We start from the raw sequence: 21,950 nt of genomic DNA, 5'->3' as shown, positions 1-21,950 counted from the left end.
GCTCGCTGATGGCTGTTCCCACGCCTGTGCCTGAGGTGTCATGGATCATCTGAATCCATGGTAGACCCCAGCGTCACTCGAGGGACGTCTTGCCCCGACCCGATAGGATGGCATCGTGAATTCTGCTGTTGTCATCGGAACCATCCTTGTCATTCTTGTCATCCTCGGGGTGATCGCCCTGGGGGTCGCGATCGTCAATCGCAAACAGGTCAAGAGTGGGCAGCGTCCACAGATCGGTGAGGGCGAGCCCACCTCCACCGATGAGGCTGCACATGCAGGTGCAGCGGACCAGGCTGAAGGAGCACCTGCCCAGGAACCGACCGGTGCCCCGGCTGCCGAGGAACCGGCCGACCGTGCCGAGGCCCAGCCCACCGTGGAGACGCCGGAGGCCTCCACCTCACGTCTGGCACGGCTGCGTCGCCGTCTGGCCAACAGCAACAATGCCCTGGCTCGCGGTCTCGCCGAGCTGCTCAGCTCCGACCACATCGACGAGGACACCTGGGACGACTTCGAGACCACCCTCATCACCTCCGACCTCGGCGTCGGGCCGAGTACCGAACTCGTGGAGAAGCTGCGCTCCGAACTCGCCATCGACGGTGTCGCCGATCCGCAGCGCGCCCGCACGGTGCTGCACGACGAACTCGTCACACTCGTCAACCCGGACATGGACCGTGAGCTGAAGCTGGACCACGAGGAGGGCAAGCCGGCAGTCATCCTCATGGTCGGAGTCAATGGCACGGGCAAGACGACCACCTGCGGAAAAATTGCCCGCATGCTCGTCGCCGACGGCAAATCGGTCGTCCTCGGTGCCGCCGACACCTTCCGCGCAGCTGCCGGTGAGCAGCTGGAGACCTGGGGGGAGCGCGTCGGAGTGCGCACCGTGCGCAAGGACGCCGGGACCGACCCCGCCTCGGTGGCCTATGAAGCCGTCCAGACCGGTATCGACGACGGTGCGGACGTCGTCATCGTCGACACCGCTGGTCGACTGCACAACAAGGCGGGGCTCATGGATGAGCTGGGCAAGGTCAAGCGCGTCATCGAGAAGCTTGCCAGCGTGTCCGAGGTGCTCCTCGTCCTTGACGCCACCACTGGTCAGAACGGCCTCACCCAGGCCCGCGTCTTCGCCGAGGTCGTCGACGTCACCGGTGTCGTCCTGTCCAAGCTGGACGGTTCGGCCAAGGGAGGCATCGTCGTGCAGGTGCAGCAGGAGCTCGGCGTGCCCGTCAAGCTCATCGGGCTGGGTGAGGGGCCCGACGATCTCGCACCCTTCGAAGCCGCGGGCTTCGTCGATGGACTCATGGGGCAGTGAGATGGGCACGCTGTACGGTGTGTGCCCCATGTCGATGTGAACCGGTGCCGACATAAGCCTGTGCCGATGTAAGCAGCGTCGATATAGGATCGCCCAACGTGATCGACATACTCAGCCCGGGCCTTGAGCTCACCGTGGCCATTCTCGCAGTTGCCACGCCACTGATCATTGGCATTGTCGTGGCACTGCGTAGCTGGGGTCGATCGGTTCCACGACGGATCGGACGAGGTGCGGCTGCTCTCGTCGTCGTCCTTCTGTGTCAGGCACTCGGGCTCGTCGCCGTATTCCTGCACGTCAACAACACCTATGCGTTCTACGCGAGCTGGGACGAGTTGTTCGGGAGGACTGCCACCGTCTCGACTCAAGACCTCGTCACGGTGACGAGTCCATCGGCCAGTGTCGTTCCGGTGTCACCACACAATCCAAATCCGGGTGGTCTCCTCACCGGTGTCGACGTGGCGGGGACAGACCCTGCGTACTCGCATGTGCCGGTCTGGTTGCCGCCACAGTACTTCGAGAAGTCCGAGGCACACACCCAGTTCCCGGTCCTCTACTGGATCGGAGGCGTCAATGACACCGGTGACCACGCTCTGCAATCGATCCCGCTCATCGACCCGGCACTCTCGTTGGTCAAGAGCGGTGAGGTCACCCCATTCATCGTCGTCGTTCTGCCGGGCAAGATTCGTTCTGGGCAGGATACCGAATGCATGGACATTGCGGGGACCAACCATCAGACATGGGTCATGAAGACGGTCCGGGAACAGGTGGAGAGACACTATCGCGTCGGGAGCACACGGGAATCGCGATTTGTGGCTGGATGGAGTACTGGCGGCTACTGCGCTGCCAACCTCACCTCCAAGTACCCGCTCGACTTCAATGCGGGTTTCGCCTTGGCAGGGTACTATCATCCAACCTTCGAGGGGCCAGCACTTTCCAAGGTGACGCCTCAGTTGATTGCTGACAACTCGCCCTTGGCGAGGGTCAAGGCGGGGAATGTGGACTCCAGGGTGCGTTTCCTCTCGGTCATGTCAAAACGCGATCGGTCAACATGGGGCGACGTGGACAATCCGCTGATGTTGAACGGTCAGGTGTGGTCCGACGGACAGGATTTCTGGAATCATGCCCACGCACTCAAGCAGTATGAGTTCATCGTCCTCGACCAAGGAGGGCATGGTACTGGGACCTATGTTCCGTACCTTCGCCAATGCCTGAGATGGCTTGGCCAGTTCGGCCTGTGAAGCCTGTGCCGTGGTTCCCCGCCTCTCATGACAAGGTGAGGCGGTAGCCTAGGAGGAGCGCTCCCTGCGCACCTCGTCTCGTGACCCTTACCGAAGGACTATCCGTGTTCGACACTCTGCAGGACCGTCTCGCAGCCACTTTCAAGGGGCTGCGTGGAAAAGGTCGTCTCACTGACGCTGACATCGATGCCACGACTCGGCAGATCCGTATCGCGCTGCTCGAGGCCGACGTCAACCTCAGTGTTGTCAAGGAATTCGTCGCAGCCGTCAAGGAACGCTGTCGTGGTGAGGAGCTGTCCAAGGCGCTCAACCCCACCCAGCAGATCATCAAGATCGTCAACGAGGAACTCGTCGACATCCTGGGTGGCGAGACGCGTACCGTCCGGTTCGCGAAGAATCCGCCAACAGTCATCATGCTTGCTGGTCTGCAGGGCGCCGGCAAGACGACCCTGGCCGGCAAGCTCGCCGCATGGTTCAAGGCGGAGGGGCACTCCCCGATGCTTGCCGCCTGCGACCTCCAGCGTCCCAATGCCGTCACCCAGTTGCAGGTGGTCGGGGAGCGGGCCGGGGTGCAGGTCTTCGCCCCCGAACCCGGCAATGGCGTCGGCAACCCGATCCAGGTGGCCCAGGACGCCATCGCCGAGGCACAGCGCAAGCTCTATGACGTCGTCATCATCGACACCGCTGGCCGCCTGGGCGTTGACGAGGAACTCATGGCCCAGGCTGCCGACATCAAGGCAGTGACCCACCCCGACGAGACGCTCTTCGTCGTCGACGCCATGATCGGTCAGGATGCCGTCAACACCGCCGTGGCCTTCCAGCAGGGAGTCGGCTTCGACGGGGTCGTCCTCACCAAACTCGACGGTGACGCCCGCGGCGGCGCGGCGCTGTCCATCGCCCGGGTCGTCGGCAAGCCGATCATGTTCGCCTCCTCCGGTGAGGGACTCAAGGACTTCGACGTCTTCCACCCCGACCGGATGGCCTCGCGCATCCTCGACATGGGCGACATGCTCACCCTCATCGAACAGGCGGAGAAGGCCTTCGACGCCAGGCAGTCCGAGGAGGCTGCCGCCAAGATCATGGCGGGCAAGGGGGAGTTCGGTCTGGACGACTTCCTCGGCATGATGCGTCAGATGCGACGTATGGGTCCCATGTCCAAGATCATGGGCATGCTGCCGGGCATGGGTCAGATGAAGGACCAGATCGAGTCGATCGACGAACGCGACATCGACCGCATCGAGGCGATCATCCTCAGTATGACTCCGGCCGAGCGAGCCGACGTGGGCATTCTCAACGGATCGCGGCGAGCCCGTATCGCCAAGGGTTCCGGAGTCGAGGTGAAGGACGTCAACAGCCTCGTCAACCGGTTCGTCGACGCTCGCAAGATGATGGGTCAGATGACTCAGATGATGGGCCCCGGGGCCGGACGCGTCATGGGATCGGTTGCCAAGCGCGGCAAGAAGTCCAAGAAGAAGAACCGCAGGGGGTCCGGAAACCCGGCCAAGCGTGCCGCCCAGGAACGTGCCGCTGCCCAGGGGCGTGCCAACAAGAAGCAGAAGCCTCAGGGCAGTGCCTTCGGTCTGGGCAACTCCAAGTCTTCCCAGGCAGATCTGCAGCAGGCCATGTCCGAGTTCCAGATGCCCTCGGGTATGGAGAAGATGCTCAAGCAGGCCAACAAGGGTCGGCGATGAGCGAGCAATGATGGCTGAGCAGAGGATGCCCGAGCAGGTGCTGCCGCATTTCCACGGTCACGACCATCCCCACCCGCGCCTTCCCGCCGGTCAACGGCTCGCCCCGGCGCAGGACCTGCACATCCGCGGCGTCGTGCTTCCGGCTGGAGAGGTTCGCGATCTCTGGATCCATGATGGTCAGTGCGTCGAGGGGCCATTGCCGCATGCCCGGACCCTGGCGTCCGAGTGCTGGGTGATCCCTGGTCTCGTTGACGCCCACAATCACATCGGCCTGGATGGCCACGGAGCCGTCGACCGGGAGACTGCCGAGGAGCAGGCCCGGGTGGAGTCACGGGTGGGTACCCTGCTCATCCGCGACGCCGGGTCTCCCAGCGACACGCACTGGATCGACGCCCGCGACGACCTGCCTCGGATGATTCGAGCGGGACGTCACATCGCCCGACCCAAGCGCTACATCCGCAACTATGCCGCCGAGGTCGATCCGGACGATCTCGTCGCCGAGGTGGAGCGACAGGCCGTGGCCGGGGACGGTTGGGTGAAGCTCGTCGGTGACTGGATCGACAGGTCGATCGGTGATCTTGCACCACTGTGGCCAACCGACGTCGCACGTGCCGCCATCACCCGAGCCCATGAACTCGGTGCCAAGGTGACGGCACACTGTTTCAGCGAGGAGGCTCCCGCCCAGCTCGTCGCAGCCGGAATCGACTGCATCGAGCATGGCACCGGTCTCACCGACGAGACGATCGAGCTCATGGCGAGCAGGCAGGTGGCCCTGGTGCCGACGCTCGTCAACATCCAGACTTTCCCGAACATTGCTGCCCGGGCCGAGGCCAAGTACCCGGTGTACGCCGCGCACATGCGTTCGCTGCACCAACGCCATGTGGACACGGTGGGCAAGGCCGTTGATGCCGGGGTTCCGGTCTATGCGGGCACCGACGCCGGAGGCACGATAGCCCACGGCCAGATCTCCACCGAGATCCGTCTGTTGTCGCAGCTGCGAGATCCCCTCTTCGGCCTGGGGGCAGCGTCCTGGCGAGCTCGCAGCTGGCTCACAGGCGACCAGACGGCTGCCGGTTTGGGGGTTGGTGCCGCAGCCGATCTGCTCGTCCTCGACGCCGATCCACGTCGCGACGTCACGGCTATCGCCCATCCCACGTTCGTCGTCCTGCGTGGTCGGGTGCTCCGCGACAGGTGATGAGCATGTCAGAGGTTTGGTAGGAGCCACAGTGCGAGTGCGGCAAGGCTTGCAGTGTGTGACTGTACTGTGGCAGGACTGGCTGGTGGCTCGGTTGGCCTCCGACCCCCGAATGTGGCAGAATATCGAGAGCTTCTGCCCGGCCGGTGCCCTCTCAATGCCGTTCGGGTGGTCCATTCTCGGAGCTGACTGGTGACCCCACATCATGATGGTCCGACCCCGTACGTCCCGGGACCTCCCGGGTGAGATCAACAGGAGATTCCACACACGTGGCTACCAAGATTCGTCTGAAGCGTTTCGGCAAGATTCGTACCCCCCACTACCGCGTCGTCGTCATGGACTCGCGTACCAAGCGCGACGGCCGCGCGATCGAGGAGATCGGCCAGTACCACCCCAAGAGCGATCCTTCGGAGATCACCGTCGACTCCGAGCGCGTCCAGTACTGGCTCGGCGTGGGTGCCCAGCCCACCGAGGCCGTCATCGCCCTGCTCAAGCGCACCGGTGACTGGCAGAAGTTCACCGGCGACACCACCGCCGCCGGAATCGACCCACAGCCGACCCGTCAGGACAAGGACGAGCTCTTCGCCGCTGCCTTGGCCGAGGAGGATGACGCTCCTCGGGAGGCCATCACCAAGAAGGCGGATGAGACCAAGGACGATGAGGCCAAGGCCGACGAGGCCGAGTCCTCCTCCGACGAGGCCTGATCATGCTCGCTGACGCACTGGAGCACTTGGTCAGCGGCATCGTCGCCAATCCTGACGATGTCCGCGTGCGCGACAAGGACCTGCGCCGAGGCCGGATGCTCGAGGTTCGCGTGAACCCCTCCGACATCGGCAAGGTCATCGGTCGTCAGGGCCGTACCGCATCTGCACTGCGCACGGTGATCTCGGCGCTGTCCGGCGGTGAGCAGGTCCGCGTCGATTTCGTTGACGTTGACCGGCGCGGCGCACGTCGCCGCTGAGAGCAGAAGCATTGATGTGACCGTGGTCCCGAGGGGCCACGGTCATTGCTCTGTGTGGGGCCGCACGGGTTGCACACAGGACGTATGAGCGTGGGCACGCAGGGGACGTACGAGCGCGGACAGGAGAAGCATGGATCACCAAGAAGTCCTCATCGGCACGGTGGGCCGAGCCAATGGGCTCAGGGGAGACGTTGTCGTCAGGGTTCGCACCGACGAGCCAGAGATGCGCTTCGCGGTCGGGGCACATGTTCGCCTCGCCGACCGGGATCTCACGGTGTCCCGATCCCGATGGTTCAAGGGATCACTCGTCGTCGGATTCGCCGAGGTGACCGACCGCACGGCGGCAGAACGGTTGCGTGGTGCCGAGCTGTTCGTCGACGTCGATCCCGACGAGTCGCCCGACGACCCGGACGAGTACTACGACCGTCAGCTCCGGGGGCTGTGTGCCCTCGACCCGGCCGGCGGCCGGCTGGGGCAGGTCACCGACGTGCTCCACCTACCGGCCCAGGATCTCCTCGTCATCGAGGCAAATGGTGGGGAACACCTCGTGCCATTCGTCGGCGACCTCGTCCCCGAGGTGGATCTCGACCAGGGCACACTCACGATTGCCGAACCCGGTGGTCTGCTGGACGATCAGGCTGAGGAGGCGCGATGAGACTGGACTACCTGACGATCTTCCCGGAGTTCTTCGACGTGCTGGGCATCTCCCTGCTCGGCAAGGCCGTCGACAATGGGATTGTCGACATCCATGCCCATGATCTGCGCACCTGGACCCATGACCGGCACCGCACGGTGGACGACACTCCCTGTGGCGGTGGGGCGGGCATGGTCATGAAACCCGATCCGTGGGGGGAGGCATTCGACGACCTGCTCGGAGCCGACCCAGACCCCAGCGTGCACGTCGTCATACCCACCCCCTCGGGCACGCCGTTTCGGCAGGATGACGCCGCGCAGCTGTCCCATGCCGATCGCATCGTCTTCTGCTGTGGACGCTACGAGGGCATCGACCATCGCGTCATCGACTATGCCAGCGAGCACTGGAGCGTTCATGAGCTCAGCCTGGGCGACTACGTCCTCAACGGGGGAGAGGTGGCTGCGCTTGCCATGACCGAGGCAATCGTTCGTCTGGTTCCCGGCGTCCTCGGCAATCCGGAGTCACTGAGTGAGGAGTCCTACTCGCAGGACCAGGAAGGTCTGCTGGAGTACCCGGTGTACACCCGTCCAGCCTCCTGGCGTGGCTGGGACGTCCCCGAGGTGCTCATGAGTGGTCACCACGGCCATATCGCGCAGTGGCGCCGGGAACAGTCGCGAGAACTCACCCGACGTCGACGTCCGGACCTCCTCACTGACGAGTGACACGTCCGCACCCGTGCCGGAACCGGGAACCCGTGAGATCGACTGCCCAGGATCATGGCCATGACCGGGTGGCTCGGTGATGCTGCGAAAAACCGACGTCAAAAGTGGACTTCACCATGAAAAGCTGACATAATATATCGCTGTTGTCCGTCCCGGCTCCTGCCACAGGGGGATCGTTCGGGTTCGGAGAATGTCACTGTCTTCAGACCACCAGGTGACCTGTGGCACCGGCGAGGAAAAATCATGAGCAACGTTCTGGACGAGATTGCGCGCAGCGCCATGCGTGACGACATCCCCGAGTTCCGTGCCGGAGACTCGGTCAAGGTGCACGTCAAGGTCGTCGAGGGCAACCGGTCGCGTATTCAGGTGTTCGCAGGAACCGTCATTGCCCGTGACGGCGGCGGGGTCCAGGAGACCTTCACCGTCCGCAAGTCCAGCTTCGGTACCGGCGTCGAGCGCACCTTCCCGCTGCACTCGCCCATCATCGACAAGATCGAGGTGGACCGTCACGGTGCCGTGCGTCGCGCCAAGCTCTACTACCTGCGTGGCCTGCACGGCAAGGCCGCCAAGATCAAGGAGCGCGGCTCCAACCGTTGAGGCTGAGCCCTCAGACGTTTCCACGATGTGGAGAAAGCGGCAGATCATCGATCACGGTGACCTGTCGCTTTTGTCATGGACCGTGATCCGGTGCCGTCGACGCTTCGGCAAGTTTTGAGGAATCAGTCTTTCTCGTGACGGGCTAAGCTGTTTCCCGTCCCCGGTCCGCAGTGGATCATGGACGATGTCGAGCAGGATGGATCAGTGAGCAGAAAAACACATGGCGAGACCAGTACCTCAACCGGCGGCGTCGGTACTCGACTCCTCAAGGGGATTCGGGAAATAGTTCTCATCCTCCTTCTGGCACTGGTCATCTCTGCGGTCATCCGAGCCTTCGTGGGTCAGCTCTTCGTCATTCCCTCGGGCTCCATGGAGCAGACCATCGAGCCCGGTGATCGTGTCGCCGCCATCAAACCAGCTGACTTCAAGCGGGGCGACATCGTCGTCTTCAAGGATTCTGGTCACTGGTTGGGAGCCAACCCTCCCAAGCGTTCCGCTGCTGGACAGTTTGGCGAATTCGTCGGCGTGCTGCCCAACACGAGCTCGAACTACCTCATCAAGAGGGTCATCGGGATGCCTGGTGACACCGTGTCCTGTTGCGGTCCCAAGGGGCGAATGAGCGTCAATGGCAAGCCGCTGGACGAGAACTCCTACCTGTATCGCACCAATGGCGTGCCAGTGGAACCCTCGCAGATGAGATTCGAGGTACGGGTACCCCGGGACCGTATCTTCGTCATGGGGGACCATCGCGACGCCTCGGGAGACTCACGATGTCATCTCAGTGATCCGGCTCCCGGCGCCTACCGTGGGGCCAGCGCATTCATTCCCATCGATGACGTGGTGGGGCCGGCAAAATTCACCGTCTCCCCCCTGTCGCGCATGACGCACTTCTCCACTCCGGAAACCTTCGACGGGATCGCGGACCGGTCGGCCTCGGCTCCCGAAAAGGCCGACATCACCCTGCATGATGCCGGGTGCTCCTGAGCCCTGACCGATGAGTGACTCCTCGAACCGTGCTCCTGGGGTGACTCTGGAACCGGCTGCTCGCAGCTGGCGAGTCGGTACTGGGATACGAGGGCACGAGCGTCTGCTCACTCGCGCCGGTCTGGGGCCAGTGGCTGGCTGCGACGAGGCCGGTCGTGGTGCCTGTGCTGGTCCTCTGGTGGCAGCTGCCGTGATCCTTGACGACTCTGCACAGCGTCGCATTCCCGGACTCGCGGATTCCAAGAAACTCACCGCAAAGGTCCGTGATCGGCTCTTCGATGAGATCACCGACCAGGCGAGAGCCGTGTCCTGGGCAGTGGTCACCGCAGCCGAGTGCGATCGACTGGGGATGCAGGAGGCCGACATCCAGGGGCTGAGACGAGCCAGCTATCGTCTTGCAGTTCGGCCTGGCTACGTCATCAGTGACGGTTTTGCCGTCGACGGGTTGGACTGCGGCAATGTCGGCATGTGGAAGGCAGACGCCGTGTGTGCCTGCGTCTGCGCGGCCTCGATCGTCGCCAAGGTGGTGCGCGATCGCATGATGATCGATCTGGATGTGCGTCTTCCCGGGTATGACTTCGCCGTGCACAAGGGGTATGCGACGAAGCTGCACCAGCAGAGACTGGAAGCCCTCGGGCCATGCCCAGAGCATCGATTGACCTACGCCAATGTGCGTCGAGCGGCTAGAGTTCTTACATCATGAGCACCGAGGATCTTGAAGAGTACGAGAACCGGGCGGAGTTGTCGCTCTATCGCGAGTACAAGGACGTCGTCGGTATCTTCACCTATGCCGTGGAGACCGAACGACGTTTCTACCTGTGCAATGCCGTCGATCTGAAGGTACGCACCGAAGGCAGTGACGTCTACTACGAGGTGTCCATGGCCGACGCCTGGGTGTGGGACATGTATCGACCGGCGCGATTCGTCAAGACGGCGAAGGTGCTCACCTTCCGCGACGTGTCCATCGAGGAGATCGCACATTCCGAGTTGGAGGTTCCGGAGGCCTGAGCTCTCCAACTGCCGTGTGACCGCGAGATTACGAGGAATGCCAATTCCTGTGGACAACTCAGCGAGGCACGGGTCTTGCGAAAATGAGGTTGTGGACAACTGCCGGTTGACGGTCTGCCCCGCATCAGATGGGCGTGGAGGTGGTCCACATGCCAGTCAGACCAGTCGATCAGGACGTGCCTACGACGATTCGCGGCGCCGCGCTACGAGCCAGGAAGGGACATCGACATCACATCGCCGCGTGGGGTGAGGATGTCGCTGCGCGCTACGTGACGTCCTTGGGATGGCGAATGGTCGCCCGAAACTGGGTGACGGACATCGGTGAGGCAGACATCATCGCTCTCGATGACGAGGGCTGGGCGGTGCTCGTGGAGGTGCGTACCCGTACCGGCACCGATTTCGGCACGCCCCTGGAATCCATCACCCCGGCGAAACTTCACAAGCTCACTCAGCTGGCCCTGGTCTGGCGACGTCAGCATCCGGAGCACCACCACATTCGAGTCGACGTCATCGGCGTGCTGAGGCGTGACTCGGCCGAGCCGCAGATCACTCATGTGCGAGGGGTGGGCCAATGACCTTGGCAAGTGCACGGTCAGTTGCCCTCATCGGTGTGGCGGGCACGATGGTGGAGGTGGAGGCCGCCACCGCAAGTGGTCTTCCCCGCACCATTCTGGTGGGACTGCCCGACACCTCGCTGTACGAGGCTCGTGATCGGTGTCGAGCTGCCGTGGCCTCAGCTGGCCTGTCGTGGCCCGCGCAGGCCCTGACCATCAATCTCACCCCAGCCTGTCTGCCCAAGGCAGGTACCCACTTCGACCTTGCCATCGCGGCAGCAGCCCTGGCCGCAGACGAAGTCATCCCCACGGCCATGCTCTCCTCGACGGTGCTGCTGGGTGAGCTGGGACTGGATGGACGGGTCCGGCCAGTGCGGGGTGTACTGCCAGCGTTGCTGGCAGCTCGGGAGGCGGGCTTTCACCGCGCCGTCGTCCCGCGTGGACAGGCGGCCGAGGCCAGGCTCGTCGAGGGGATGGCCGTGACATCGGTGGGGCACCTCAGTGAGCTCATCGATGTGTTGCACGGGCGTGCGCCACGTGAGGAGGACGCTGACGAGCCGCTCACGCAGCCCTCCACCGCAGGCCCCTCGAGTGCTGGGCGAGGGGATTTCTCCGAGGTCATCGGACAGCTGGAGGCACGTCATGCCATGGAGGTGGCAGCAGCAGGTCGACATCACATCGTGCTGCGTGGGGCGCCGGGGTGTGGCAAGTCCATGTTGGCGGCGCGACTACCGACGATCCTTCCCCCACTGGATGAGAAGGAGGCACTGGAGGTCACCGCGGTGCACTCCCTCATGGGCAATGGGACGGTCCAAGAGCTCATGACGACACCCCCGTTGTCCGAGCCACACCACAGCGTGTCGATGGCAGCGATGGTCGGGGGAGGAGCTCGTGTGGCACGTCCCGGAGCAGTGTCGTTGGCCCATCGTGGGGTGCTCTTCCTTGACGAGGCACCGGAGTTTCCACCGCGAGTGCTTGACGCGCTGCGCGGTCCGCTGGAGAACGGGTACGTGACGATCTGTCGCTCCCAGGCCCAGACCACCTATCCGGCACGGTTTCAGCTCGTCATGGCACTCAATCCCTGCCCATGTGGCCTGGCAGATGACCGAGATGGCGGGTGTCGATGCACACCGCAGATGGTGCTCCGATACGCCAGCCGCATTTCCGGGCCGATCCTGGACCGGGTCGACATCCACCAACATATGCGTCCACTCACCAAGATGCATCTCGTCGGTGCCACGAGTCTGCCGCAGGGCGAGTCGAGCAGGACTGTGGGAGAACGCGTCCAGGAGGCCCGCCACCGTGCTGCCCGGCGCTGGGCAGGTACTCCGTGGCGCGTCAACGCAGAAGTTCCCGGCTCACAGCTTCGGAAAAGACTTCCCTCACCGGCGGCCGTTCAGGTCATCGAGGATGCCCTGGCACGCAGACAACTCACCGCACGCGGAGTCGACAAGGTACTGCGTATTGCATGGACCGAGGCCGACCTGGCTGGGTGCGATGACGTGACGGCCACGCACATTCGACAGGCCATGGCACTGCGGCAGGGGGATTGATCATGACGTGGGACGACGAACGACGTGCCCGAGCCGGCCTGTGTGCCGTGTGTCCTCCAGGAGATCCCTGGTTGCGGCGTGCACTGCACGACAGGAGCGCAGTCGAGCTCTGGGACGTCATCTCACACAGCAGTGAGGAGGATGCTCGTACCAGACGAGCTCACAAGTTGAGCGTGGACAGGCTCATGGACACCACCGAGGAACTGGGTTTTGAATTCCTCATCCCCACCGATGAGCAGTGGCCGGTGAGCCTGGGCGATCTCGACTTTGTCGACGAGCACCTGGGCGGGCCACCAGTGGGGCTGTGGACCCGCGGACATGCCGACCTCGCCAACCGTGTCGCGACTTGTGTGGCCATTGTCGGATCCCGGGCTGCGACGAGCTATGGGCAGGACGTTGCCTCGGAACTGGCCTTTGACCTCGCCCGGCGCAGTGACATTCCCGATCACACGTCGTGGACGATCATCTCTGGGGGAGCCTTCGGTGTCGACGTGGCGGCGCATCGCGGGGCACTGGCGGCGCGGGGTTGCACTGTGAGCGTTCAGGCAGGTGGTCTTGACCAGCTCTACCCGCGAGGAAACACTGCAGTTCTGGAGCAGGTCGCCTGCGATGGGGTGTTGGTCTCAGAAGTGCCGCCGGGTGCCCATCCCACCAAACCTGGATTCCTGGCGCGCAACCGTCTCATCGCAGCAATGTCGTCCGGAGTGGTCATTGTCGAAGCCGGGATTCGATCAGGGGCACTGAACACGACGATGTGGGCCAATGCGCTCATGCGACCTGTGATGGCCATTCCGGGGCCAGTGACGTCATCCATGTCCGCAGGTACCCATCGGCTCATTCGAGACAACCAGGCTGTTCTGGTACGTGATGCCGACGACGTCAGCGCCCAGATTGGCCCACTGCAGCCTGAGCTGCCACCAGTGCGCTCGCCGCAGCGGCAGATTGACACCTTGCGCTCGGATCTGTTGGCAGTTCACGAGGCGCTCCCGGCCTCCGGGGGATCCTGGGTTGATGAGATCGCACTCGATGCCGGAGTGGCGGTGAGTGAGTGTCTGGCGTTGTTGGCGGAGCTGGCTGAGCTGGGGATGGCGCAGCGGGGATCAGATGGCACCTGGTCGGTGGTACCACCATGGCAGCGGGGTGCGTGCGGCATGTGACTGATTTCCGAGTGGCCGCCCACCCATGCAATTCATGGTGACGCATGCAGACGTCACGCAGTTCTGATTCCTGGACGTGGTTCCAAGACTTCAATGACACCAAGCATGTGTCAGTCATGCACTGATACTCACCGCAGATGGATCAGGGCGAGGAGTGGATGGGCGATGCCATCGGTAGACGGAAAAGGCCCGATCTGGACGGATCCAGATCGGGCCGACACGCCTGTTTCAGTGAGACGGCTCACTTGTTCTTGTCGGCAACCTCGGAAATCTTGTCGTTGAGGTTCGAGGTGGCTTCCTTGACGTCATCCTTGAGCCCCTCGACAACCTGACCGAGCTTGCCCTTGGCCTTGTCGCTCGAGCCCTCGTTCTTGAGGTCCTGGCTGTCGGTGGCCTCCCCGATCTTTTCCTTGGCTGTTCCCTTGAGCTCGTCACCCTTGCTCTGAATCTTGTCGTCAAGTGCCATGTCAAGTCCTTTCGTGAACTGTTGTGGGAATGACGCTCGAGGTTCCCGAGCATCTGGATCCACTCATTGTGGATGGCTCCACAAGGCCGGTGTGTACCAGCACTGAACACAACGCTACGTCGTTGTGCATTATTCCTGAGCTGAATCCAAGAATTCGGTGGCGTGTGCCCACAGCAATGTCGAGGCAGGGTACTGCGTGACCAAGGCGTGAGCACTCCGCAGCGAGGGGCGTCTGGCGACCAGCACGGAACGACCATCCATGTGAGATGTCACGCCGAGATGGCGTAGGTTTGTGCCATGAATGCACGCACCCCATTCATTGCCGGTCTCGTGACCGTTCCACTGGCCGTTTCTGCCATCATGGCAGCTGCGCATCCCACCACGGCTGCCGCAGAAGATACCTCGGCCGTCCCCACCGCAACTTCCCAGAAGCACAACGAGTACGTCAACAGTCTCGCTGAGGCCAAGAACACGGTGGCGAACACGAAGCAACGGGGATCGTCCACTCGCGACGAGACCGCAGCAGCCCTGAAGGCCACGGTGGCCAATGACGTTGCTGGCGTGGTAGCAGCCCAGACCAGTCTTGACGCCGCTCATGCGTCGCTGGCCGCTGTCAGGAAACGTGCGGTCAGCACCGAGAAGCAGGCCATGAAGGCCGGGGACAAGTTGACTGAGGCACGCAAGGCCTTCGAGGCAGCCAAGCAGAACTCTCGCATGACGAAGTCCGACCACGACGCCGCCCGGTCAGCGTACGAAAACGCCAGGAAGGCTGCCGACGCGGCCGACGCGGCACTGGACAGGGCCAACACGAAGGTCGCTGACACTGACAAGGCGAACTCCATTGCCCGGGATGAGCTTGCCAAGGCGCAGAAGGCCGAGGTGCATGCCCAGGGCGTCTGTCAGGCCGCTCAGAGTGCTGTCGACCAAGCGACGGCTGAGTTGGATCAGGCAAGGGCTGCTCTGGCCGCAGCCGAGCAAGGCGTGGATTCACCCACGGATCTCCAAGCCAGGGTTGACGCTGCCCTGCGTGTCTGGAACGAGGCTGAGCGCACATTGGAGGATGCCAGAAAGAACAGGCTTCAGGCCGAGGAGGTCGTCTCCGCCGCGGAGAAGAAGGCCGAGGGAGCCACTCAGGCTCACGACGCCGCGGTTTCCGCAGACTCCGATCTCGCTGCACGTCGTGCCCAGGCCCGGGCTACGCTGGATGCTGCCCGGCACCATCTTGCCGAGACCAGGAAGGCCGACGCTGACGCCCAGCAGCGCGTGGCCGAGGCCAGTGCTGTTGTGCAGGAGGCCAGTCAGGAGCGCGCAGATGCCGTTGGAATGGTTGGTGCCACGTCCTCGGCTGTGGAGAAGGCGGAAGCAGACAAGGTTGCTGCTGATGAGCGTCTGGCCCATTGGAGCAACGTCATGATCGACGATCTCATTGCAGCGGGATCCTTCGGCGAGGACCCCACCATCGATGCCCTTGTCAAGAAATTTGTCCAGGCTCGTGCCACTGCGGAGTATGCCAAGGCGGCTCTGGAGAAGGTAGCTGCGACCGAGGCGGAGGACTCTGCTGCGTACGCCGCCGCCTTGGCCAGGTACCGGACAGCTGTGGCTGATCTGGACAAGGCCGAGAAAGCCCTCGCCACCCATCTTTCCACCAACACTGGTCGAGAACGAGAAACTCTTTCCGCCACCACCAGCCGAGGAACGGATCAGAGCGCAAGGACCGCCTTCGAGTTTCCACCTGCCACAGCTGGTACCACGACGCTCACCGACGTGTCGCACCACAGGGTGGCTGAGCAGCCGGGTGGACGAGTGGACAATCCGGTACACATCGGACTGCCACCCACCGGTGTCGACTCCGATCCGGTGAGCAGTCTGGGCTACATCGCAGCATCCCTGACCCTCGCCATGGGGATCACGATTCCGCGTCGCAAACGCTGAGCAGCAGGTTCTGCTTCTTCTACTTGAGTGTTCCCGGCCGCTCGGACAGCTGAAGGACGTTCATTGACTGGCATCCTCACACCCCAGTCTTGTCCCCGCAGGTTCCTGAGGGGTGTCCAGACGGTCGTCAGATCAGGTATGGATGGAAGCATTTGATCGGGGCGTGGCAGGTGAGCAGATGGGATACGGGTGCCGCCTCGTGCTCCGAGAAGTCTGTGCTGACGGATGTGAGGAGCGGGAGCACACGGAGAAACAACAAGGCCGGTGACCAAGATTCTCACCTGGCCACCGGTCTGCGCCACTGTGTCCGGAAGAGGACTTGAACCTCCACAGCCTAAAAGCGGCCACTAGCACCTCAAGCTAGCGCGTCTACCAATTCCGCCACCCGGACGTGTGTCCTGCTGAATCACGTGTGAACCACTCGGACAAGACAAGGATAGTAGTGGAAGATCCAGCAGCAATGCAAATCAACGTTCGACCTCCCAGAATCTGGGCGGGTCGTGGCATGGCGATCGCCGGTGGCATCATTGGGTCATGGTAGACATCTCTTCACCAAGTGTCGTGTCCAACACCCCCGACGCCGAGGTCATCGACATCTGCCAGCGTCTGGTGCGTATCGATTCATCCAACTATGGGGCCAATGGAGCTCGTGGTGAGACCGAGGTTGTCGACGTCGTGGCTGAACTGCTTGCCGAGATCGGTGTCACGTCCACCCGGTACAGCGCCGTGGAGGGGCGTCCGTGCCTGGTGGCCGACTGGGTCCCCGAAGGTACGGACACCTCCCGTCCATTCCTGTTGTTGCATGGCCACTCCGATGTCGTCCCCGTTGCCGCCGAGGACTGGACGGTGGATCCGTTCAGCGGCGAGATTCGCGATGGATTCCTGTGGGGCCGTGGCACGTTGGACATGAAGGACTTCCTTGCGATGATCCTCTCAGCCATTCGGGCCAGACACCGCCGTGGCGAGGTGCCGTCGCGTCCAGTTCGATTCATCCTTTTCGCCGACGAGGAAGGTTCGGGTGATCTGGGCTCCACCTGGATGGGGCAGAACCATCCTGAGGTGTTCGACGGAGTCACCGAGGCCATCAGTGAGGTCGGTGGATTCTCCCTGCCCACCCCGTCGGGCAAACGCGCCTATGTCGTGCAGTCTGCCGAGAAGGGGCTGTGGTGGTTCCGCATGAAGACCACTGGCCTGGCCGGACATGGGTCGATGCACAATCCGAACAATGCCGTCACTCGGCTCGCTGCAGCCGTCAATCGGATCGCAAGTCATCAGTGGCCAGATCTACGCCATCCCGTGCAGGAGGAGTTCCTCGCCAGGGCTGCCGAGCTGTGGAACCTCACCATCGACCGTGACAACGTGGAGAGGTCGCTTGCCCCACTGGGGCCGTTGGCGCTCATGGCTGGGTCCGGGTGCACCAACATGGTCACCCCCACCGTGCTCGACGCCGGGTACAAGGCCAATGTCATTCCCAGTCGTGCCACTGCCGAGTTGGATGCCCGATTCATCCCCGGTCACGAGGACGAGATGATCGCCACCATCAAGGAACTTGCCGGCGAGGGGATCGAGTTCGAGACGATCAGTACCAAACCCTCGGTGGAGGCGCCGTGGCGCGGGCCTGCCGTGGATGCCATCACGAGGGCCCTGCAGGCCGAGGACGATGGTGCCGTCGTACTGCCCTTCCTCAATCCTGCCGGCACCGATGGCAAGGGCTTTGGCGAACTGCCCAATGGTCGTCACATCGACTGCTACGGATGCACCCCGCTGCGTCTGCCCGAGGGCTTTGAGTTCCTGTCGCTGTTCCACGGTGTCGACGAGCGCGTCCCACTCGACGCACTGCAGTTCGGTGCCCGTGTCGTCGATCGAATTCTGGGGGAGTCCTGAGATGACGGAGAACATCTGCACCATCACCATTGACGGCAAGACCGTTGAGCTCCCGGTGGTCGAGGGGACGACGGGGGATCGGGCCATCGACATCTCGCGGCTGCGCGAACTCACCGGTGTGACGACCCTGGACCCGTCCCTGGCGAACACGGCGTCGTGTCGGTCGGCAATTTCGTGGATCGACGGCGAGAACGGGCGTCTGCTCTACCGAGGCATTCCGATCGAGACCTTGGCCGAGAACAAGGTGTCGTTCGTGGAGACGGCGATGCTGCTCATCACCGGTCGGCTGCCGACCCCGGCGGAGCGCAATGACTTTTCCGAGCTGTTGGCGCGCAACTCGGCACTGCATCGCAACATGGATCTGCACTTCAACGCCTTCCCGCCCAACAGCCATCCGATGGCGATCATGTCGGCGATGATCAATGCGATGAGCACCCATGATCGTCCGAAGATCACCGACGAGGACTCCGCCATCCGCAACTCGGCCAAGCTCATGTCGCGGGTGCGTACCATCGCTGCTGCGTCGTACAAGGCCTCGGTGGGTGAGCCAGCCATCTATCCGCGGATGGACCTCAAGTACGTGGAGAACTTCATGCACATGATGTTCTCCCTGCCGTACCAGCTCTACGAGCCCGATCCCGTTGCGGCACGTGCCCTCAACCTGTTCTTCGTCCTGCATGCCGACCATGGCCAGAACTGCTCGACGACAGCGGTGCGAACCGTTGGTTCCTCTGGTGCCAATCTGTTCGCCTCGGCCTCGGCAGGAGTGTGCGCCCTGTGGGGTGATCGGCATGGCGGGGCCAACGTCAACGCAGTTCGTCAGTTGCAGACCATCAAGGAGTCCGGCCTCACCCCGGCGCAGTACGTGGCGCGAGCCAAGGATGGCAAGGTGCGCATTGCCGGTTTCGGGCATCGGGTGTACCGCAACTGGGACCCGCGGGCCCGGGTGCTGCGCAAGGTGGTTGGGCCGCTGCTGGAGCGGATGGATCGTCAGGACCCATTGCTCGACATCGCCCAGGAGCTGGAGGAGGCCGTTCTGGCCGACGACTACTTCATCGAGCGTCGTCTGTACCCCAACGTCGATTTCTACTCCGGGATCGTGCTGCGAGCCCTGGGAATCCCGCTGAACATGTTCACCGTGATGTTCGCCATCGGACGGGTTCCCGGTTGGATCGCGCACTGGCTCGAGCAGTTCAACGACCCGAGCATCCGCATCTGCCGACCTCGGCAGGTCTACGACGGGCCGGCATCGATGACATGGGTGCCTCGTGAGGAGCGGTCGTAACCACTGATTGGCACAGGGGTGGCTGGAAGGTGCGGGGATCCTCCGTTGGTGTGGAGGGTTGCCGTGCGGGCACCCGCATTGCGTGGGTACTTGCCCGTCTTGTCGGTGTCGATCGAGGAAACCTCACACCCGGTGAGCGGAGACGTTCCAAGACACCCCACGAATTCTCAGCCCACGTACTCGGTCAGCCTTGGCCGGCGTCCTGGCCCTGGGGTTTGCGTCGAGCCAGGTTGGGCCCACCGGTGATGTCGTCGAGGGCCGTGGTGATCTCGTCGGGCAGGCTCATGTCCGCTGTCGCGAGCAGTTCTGCGAGCTGCTTGCGGTGGCGCGGTCCCACCAGGGCACTTGCCACTGTCGGTGCATCTCGCACCCAGCACAGTGCCACCTGGGCTGGCGTCATGCCCAATCCTTCCCCGGCCTTGGCCACGGCGTCGACGACGGCTCGAGGCTTTTGCGCCAGATATGGCTCGACGAACCACGAAAGTTCCTGCGATGCCGCCCGGGAGTCACGCGGCGTGTCGGTGCGGTAGCGTCCGGCCAGCACGCCTCGTCCCAGGGCCGACCAGGCGAGGATCCCCATGTGGTGGAAGGCTGCTGCCGGGATGACCTCGATCTCGGCGCGACGTGCCAACAGGGAGTACTCCACCTGGTTGCTGACGATGGGGATGCGTGATCCCATGGCCTTCTGCCAGGTGGCCGCAGTGGCCGACTGCCACCCCACGAAGTTCGACACCCCGACGTAGCGAGCCTTGCCGGAGGTCACTGCATGGTCCAGCACCTCGCAGGTTTCCTCGATCGGTGCGGATCCCCAGGCGTGCACCTGCCACAGGTCGACGTGATCGGTCCGCAGGCGTCGCAATGAGCCCTCCAGGTCCTTGAGCAGGGCGGTCCGGGAGGTGTCGATGATCCGGGTGCCGTCCTCGACGCGGAATCCGGCCTTGGTGGAGATGACGAGATCGTCACGAGTCAGGTCGGTGTGCATGAGCTTTCCCAGCAGCTCCTCGGCCTCACCGGAGCCATAGGTGGGCGCGGTGTCGACGAGCGTGCCACCGGCTTCGACGAAGTCATGTACCATGGCCCGGGCCTGCGCGGTCGGGGTGGTGCTTGCCCACGTCAACGTCCCCAACCCCAGCCGTGACACCTGCAGGCCGCTGGCTCCGACTGTTCTCGACGCCATCTGTGTCCTTCCCATGAGAGTCTCGACACAAACCATAATGGCAAGAGTCGGCGAAGGCTGGGCAACGTGCGTCGGTGACACCATCATCAGGCACTACAGTGAGCTGCATGACGCGTATCACCCATCGACTCCATCACCCCGATCGCGTCGTCGCCGGCAGTGTGGGGGAGCCCGGACATCGTACCTTCCACATTCAGGTGCGTCAGTCCAATGAACTGTTCACCATGCTCTGCCACAAGGAACAGCTGCAGACCCTCGCCGACAGCCTCGATCGGCTGCTCAACGATCTGCATCGACTTTCGGAGGGACGACTACCCATCCCGCCCCAGGCGGATGAGGCTGATGACCAGCGCCCCCTCGAGCTGCCGATGGAGACCGAGTTCGAACTGGGCACCGTTGCCCTGCTGTGGGAGGAGACCCGCAATCTGGTGGGGCTGGACTTCTTCGCAGTCACCGATGACGAGGTGATGGCTGCCGATCCGCAATTCCTGCTCGATCTCTCTCCCCAAGCCGCTCCCGACTCGGTGGAGATTCGAATGCCTCCCGCAATGGCTCGTCAATTCGCCGCTCGGTGCCGGCAGGTCATTGCCGCTGGACGTCCGATCTGTCCGTTCTGTGCCCAGCCCATGAACCCCGGTGGCCACCTCTGCCCTCGTGCCAACGGATATCGACGGCCGCTGTTCCTGTGACCATTCGTGTACCGTGTGTCCACCGATGGTGGTGGGGCTGGGATGAGTGTCGGTGCAGCCAGCACGGCTGTCCATCGGCACCCCAGGAGAAACCTGACAGGGTCTCACCGTTGTCAACAGGTGCTGCCCAGGGGAGCGGTAGTCGTAGGGGAGGGGAGTTTCATGGGTGAGGCGCTGACTCAGATCGTCAATGCCCAGCTGGACGTGGGTCTGGGCAAACCGGTGCTGTACCGAGAGGTCGTCGGCAACGTCTTCGGACTCGCCTCGGCCATCGGTGGTGCTCATCGGAAGGTGTGGGCGTGGCCGGTTGGCATCATGGGAAATCTCGTGCTGTTCACCGTGTTCCTGGGTGCGGTGTTCCACACCCCGCAGAATCTCGACATGTGGGGGCAGGCCGGTAGGCAGGTGTTCTTCCTCATCACCTCGGCCTATGGCTGGATCGTCTGGGCCGGCACCCGACGGGGCAACGTGACGTCCAAGGTTGGGGTCTTCCCACGTTGGGCCACCCGATCCGAGCGTGTCGTCGCTGGAGCAGCTGCACTCATCATGCTTGGCGTCTGCTACGTCGTCCTCAGGGCATTGGGATCGTGGGGGCCGCTTGCCGACTCGTGGATCCTCACCGGCTCCATCCTTGCCACCTTCGGGATGGCACGTGGCTGGAACGAGTTCTGGTTCGTGTGGATTGCCGTGGACGTCGTCGGTGTTCCGTTGCTGCTCGCGGCCCAGTACTATCCCAGTGCCATCATGTACATCTTCTACGGGCTGTTCTGCCTCTACGGTTTTCTGCTGTGGCGTCGAACCCAGAAGGAACAGTCCCGGAAAACTGATCTGGCTGCCAGATCCCACGTTCCCGGTGAGACCTCGGGGCCGCGACAGACGCACTGATCCGATTCCCCCATCCGAAAGTGTTCGGA

22 protein-coding genes and 1 tRNA gene are annotated in these 21,950 nt (G+C 63.2%); 20 read left to right on the top strand and 3 right to left on the bottom strand.

The window, feature by feature from the left end; translation table 11 throughout:
- Positions 1 to 115 precede the first annotated feature (115 nt).
- The 15 genes from ftsY to CKV91_RS07685 all read left to right on the top strand — a co-directional run bounded on the left by ftsY (position 116) and on the right by CKV91_RS07685 (position 13,603).
- Positions 116 to 1,309: a signal recognition particle-docking protein FtsY gene (gene ftsY, locus CKV91_RS07755; protein WP_065860538.1), complete on the top strand. Its 1,194-nt coding sequence runs from the start codon at positions 116 to 118 to the stop codon at positions 1,307 to 1,309.
- Between the two features lie 98 nt (positions 1,310 to 1,407).
- The gene (locus tag CKV91_RS07750) at positions 1,408 to 2,547 is read left to right on the top strand and encodes an alpha/beta hydrolase (protein ID WP_065860539.1); all 1,140 of its coding nucleotides are present in this window, start codon (positions 1,408 to 1,410) and stop codon (positions 2,545 to 2,547) included.
- A gap of 104 nt (positions 2,548 to 2,651) precedes the next feature.
- Positions 2,652 to 4,238 carry a signal recognition particle protein gene (gene ffh / locus CKV91_RS07745; protein ID WP_065860540.1) on the top strand — a complete coding sequence of 529 codons (1,587 nt, stop codon included), beginning with the start codon at positions 2,652 to 2,654 and terminating at the stop codon, positions 4,236 to 4,238.
- Between the two features lie 25 nt (positions 4,239 to 4,263).
- The gene (locus CKV91_RS07740) at positions 4,264 to 5,433 is read left to right on the top strand and encodes an amidohydrolase family protein (RefSeq protein WP_065860610.1); all 1,170 of its coding nucleotides are present in this window, start codon (positions 4,264 to 4,266) and stop codon (positions 5,431 to 5,433) included.
- A 269-nt stretch (positions 5,434 to 5,702) separates the two neighbouring features.
- On the top strand, positions 5,703 to 6,137 hold the full coding sequence (gene rpsP / locus CKV91_RS07735) for a 30S ribosomal protein S16 (protein WP_021104695.1): 435 nt from the start codon (positions 5,703 to 5,705) through the stop codon (positions 6,135 to 6,137).
- Positions 6,138 to 6,139: 2 nt separating this feature from the next.
- Positions 6,140 to 6,394 (top strand): RNA-binding protein, encoded by a 255-nt coding sequence (locus tag CKV91_RS07730; protein WP_021104696.1) that lies wholly within the window; start codon positions 6,140 to 6,142, stop codon positions 6,392 to 6,394.
- A 130-nt stretch (positions 6,395 to 6,524) separates the two neighbouring features.
- A complete protein-coding gene (rimM, locus tag CKV91_RS07725) occupies positions 6,525 to 7,049 on the top strand; it encodes a ribosome maturation factor RimM (protein WP_021104697.1) in 525 nt (174 codons plus the stop codon).
- Entirely contained in the window at positions 7,046 to 7,750 is a 705-nt protein-coding gene (trmD, locus tag CKV91_RS07720) for a tRNA (guanosine(37)-N1)-methyltransferase TrmD (RefSeq protein ID WP_021104698.1), read from the top strand. Before rimM ends, trmD begins: the two co-directional genes overlap by 4 nt.
- Positions 7,751 to 7,993: 243 nt before the next feature.
- Positions 7,994 to 8,347 (top strand): 50S ribosomal protein L19, encoded by a 354-nt coding sequence (rplS, locus tag CKV91_RS07715; RefSeq protein WP_021104699.1) that lies wholly within the window; start codon positions 7,994 to 7,996, stop codon positions 8,345 to 8,347.
- Between the two features lie 204 nt (positions 8,348 to 8,551).
- The gene (lepB, locus tag CKV91_RS07710) at positions 8,552 to 9,331 is read left to right on the top strand and encodes a signal peptidase I (RefSeq protein WP_394370486.1); all 780 of its coding nucleotides are present in this window, start codon (positions 8,552 to 8,554) and stop codon (positions 9,329 to 9,331) included.
- A 46-nt stretch (positions 9,332 to 9,377) separates the two neighbouring features.
- Positions 9,378 to 10,034 carry a ribonuclease HII gene (locus CKV91_RS07705; protein WP_231933858.1) on the top strand — a complete coding sequence of 219 codons (657 nt, stop codon included), beginning with the start codon at positions 9,378 to 9,380 and terminating at the stop codon, positions 10,032 to 10,034.
- On the top strand, positions 10,031 to 10,339 hold the full coding sequence (locus CKV91_RS07700) for a DUF2469 domain-containing protein (protein WP_021104702.1): 309 nt from the start codon (positions 10,031 to 10,033) through the stop codon (positions 10,337 to 10,339). The genes CKV91_RS07705 and CKV91_RS07700 overlap by 4 nt, the downstream gene beginning before the upstream one ends.
- Positions 10,340 to 10,488: 149 nt before the next feature.
- Positions 10,489 to 10,914 carry a YraN family protein gene (locus CKV91_RS07695; protein ID WP_036957845.1) on the top strand — a complete coding sequence of 142 codons (426 nt, stop codon included), beginning with the start codon at positions 10,489 to 10,491 and terminating at the stop codon, positions 10,912 to 10,914.
- The gene (locus tag CKV91_RS07690) at positions 10,911 to 12,446 is read left to right on the top strand and encodes a YifB family Mg chelatase-like AAA ATPase (RefSeq protein WP_065860541.1); all 1,536 of its coding nucleotides are present in this window, start codon (positions 10,911 to 10,913) and stop codon (positions 12,444 to 12,446) included. The genes CKV91_RS07695 and CKV91_RS07690 overlap by 4 nt, the downstream gene beginning before the upstream one ends.
- A 2-nt stretch (positions 12,447 to 12,448) precedes the next feature.
- Positions 12,449 to 13,603, top strand: a complete 1,155-nt coding sequence (locus tag CKV91_RS07685; protein ID WP_021104706.1) for a DNA-processing protein DprA — start codon at positions 12,449 to 12,451, stop codon at positions 13,601 to 13,603.
- Positions 13,604 to 13,844: 241 nt separating this feature from the next.
- Here the strand turns inward: CKV91_RS07685 and CKV91_RS07680 are convergent, their stop codons facing one another.
- Positions 13,845 to 14,069, bottom strand: a complete 225-nt coding sequence (locus CKV91_RS07680; protein WP_021104707.1) for a CsbD family protein — start codon at positions 14,067 to 14,069, stop codon at positions 13,845 to 13,847.
- 297 nt (positions 14,070 to 14,366) lie between these two features.
- Between CKV91_RS07680 and CKV91_RS07675 the strand changes: the two genes are divergently transcribed.
- A complete protein-coding gene (locus tag CKV91_RS07675; protein ID WP_021104708.1) occupies positions 14,367 to 16,001 on the top strand; it encodes a coiled-coil domain-containing protein in 1,635 nt (544 codons plus the stop codon).
- A gap of 304 nt (positions 16,002 to 16,305) precedes the next feature.
- Here the strand turns inward: CKV91_RS07675 and CKV91_RS07670 are convergent.
- Positions 16,306 to 16,392: transfer RNA gene (locus CKV91_RS07670), tRNA-Leu, on the bottom strand.
- Positions 16,393 to 16,535: 143 nt separating this feature from the next.
- Here CKV91_RS07670 and CKV91_RS07665 point away from each other — a divergent pair.
- Positions 16,536 to 17,885, top strand: a complete 1,350-nt coding sequence (locus CKV91_RS07665) for a M20/M25/M40 family metallo-hydrolase (protein WP_065860542.1) — start codon at positions 16,536 to 16,538, stop codon at positions 17,883 to 17,885.
- Between the two features lies 1 nt (position 17,886).
- Positions 17,887 to 19,170, top strand: coding sequence for a citrate synthase (locus CKV91_RS07660; RefSeq protein WP_021104710.1), 1,284 nt, complete (start codon positions 17,887 to 17,889; stop codon positions 19,168 to 19,170).
- A gap of 184 nt (positions 19,171 to 19,354) precedes the next feature.
- On the opposite strand, the gene CKV91_RS07655 is transcribed toward CKV91_RS07660, so the two are convergent.
- Positions 19,355 to 20,347: an aldo/keto reductase gene (locus CKV91_RS07655; protein ID WP_021104711.1), complete on the bottom strand. Its 993-nt coding sequence runs from the start codon at positions 20,345 to 20,347 to the stop codon at positions 19,355 to 19,357.
- Positions 20,348 to 20,454: 107 nt separating this feature from the next.
- Here CKV91_RS07655 and CKV91_RS07650 point away from each other — a divergent pair, with 107 nt between their 5' ends.
- Together CKV91_RS07650 and pnuC are read left to right on the top strand one after the other, a co-directional pair.
- Positions 20,455 to 21,036 carry a DUF3090 family protein gene (locus CKV91_RS07650; RefSeq protein WP_021104712.1) on the top strand — a complete coding sequence of 194 codons (582 nt, stop codon included), beginning with the start codon at positions 20,455 to 20,457 and terminating at the stop codon, positions 21,034 to 21,036.
- 162 nt (positions 21,037 to 21,198) lie between these two features.
- Positions 21,199 to 21,921, top strand: a complete 723-nt coding sequence (pnuC, locus tag CKV91_RS07645) for a nicotinamide riboside transporter PnuC (protein WP_021104713.1) — start codon at positions 21,199 to 21,201, stop codon at positions 21,919 to 21,921.
- Positions 21,922 to 21,950: the final 29 nt, after the last annotated feature.

This window comes from Cutibacterium granulosum, assembly GCF_900186975.1.
In the GTDB taxonomy this organism is placed as follows: domain Bacteria; phylum Actinomycetota; class Actinomycetes; order Propionibacteriales; family Propionibacteriaceae; genus Cutibacterium; species Cutibacterium granulosum.
This window is presented reverse-complemented; position numbering and strand designations above follow the sequence as displayed.

Bases quoted from the DNA above. Each gene is read 5' to 3' on its own strand.
- CKV91_RS07740 (WP_065860610.1), top strand. From the start codon at position 4,264: ATGCCCGAGCAGGTGCTGCCGCATTTCCACGGTCACGACCATCCCCAC.
- CKV91_RS07730 (WP_021104696.1), top strand. From the start codon at position 6,140: ATGCTCGCTGACGCACTGGAGCACTTGGTCAGCGGCATCGTCGCCAAT.
- rimM (WP_021104697.1), top strand. From the start codon at position 6,525: ATGGATCACCAAGAAGTCCTCATCGGCACGGTGGGCCGAGCCAATGGG.
- trmD (WP_021104698.1), top strand. From the start codon at position 7,046: ATGAGACTGGACTACCTGACGATCTTCCCGGAGTTCTTCGACGTGCTG.
- rplS (WP_021104699.1), top strand. From the start codon at position 7,994: ATGAGCAACGTTCTGGACGAGATTGCGCGCAGCGCCATGCGTGACGAC.
- CKV91_RS07700 (WP_021104702.1), top strand. From the start codon at position 10,031: ATGAGCACCGAGGATCTTGAAGAGTACGAGAACCGGGCGGAGTTGTCG.
- CKV91_RS07695 (WP_036957845.1), top strand. From the start codon at position 10,489: ATGCCAGTCAGACCAGTCGATCAGGACGTGCCTACGACGATTCGCGGC.
- CKV91_RS07690 (WP_065860541.1), top strand. From the start codon at position 10,911: ATGACCTTGGCAAGTGCACGGTCAGTTGCCCTCATCGGTGTGGCGGGC.
- CKV91_RS07685 (WP_021104706.1), top strand. From the start codon at position 12,449: ATGACGTGGGACGACGAACGACGTGCCCGAGCCGGCCTGTGTGCCGTG.
- CKV91_RS07680 (WP_021104707.1), bottom strand. From the start codon at position 14,069: ATGGCACTTGACGACAAGATTCAGAGCAAGGGTGACGAGCTCAAGGGA.
- CKV91_RS07675 (WP_021104708.1), top strand. From the start codon at position 14,367: ATGAATGCACGCACCCCATTCATTGCCGGTCTCGTGACCGTTCCACTG.
- CKV91_RS07665 (WP_065860542.1), top strand. From the start codon at position 16,536: ATGGTAGACATCTCTTCACCAAGTGTCGTGTCCAACACCCCCGACGCC.
- CKV91_RS07660 (WP_021104710.1), top strand. From the start codon at position 17,887: ATGACGGAGAACATCTGCACCATCACCATTGACGGCAAGACCGTTGAG.
- CKV91_RS07655 (WP_021104711.1), bottom strand. From the start codon at position 20,347: ATGGCGTCGAGAACAGTCGGAGCCAGCGGCCTGCAGGTGTCACGGCTG.
- CKV91_RS07650 (WP_021104712.1), top strand. From the start codon at position 20,455: ATGACGCGTATCACCCATCGACTCCATCACCCCGATCGCGTCGTCGCC.
- pnuC (WP_021104713.1), top strand. From the start codon at position 21,199: ATGGGTGAGGCGCTGACTCAGATCGTCAATGCCCAGCTGGACGTGGGT.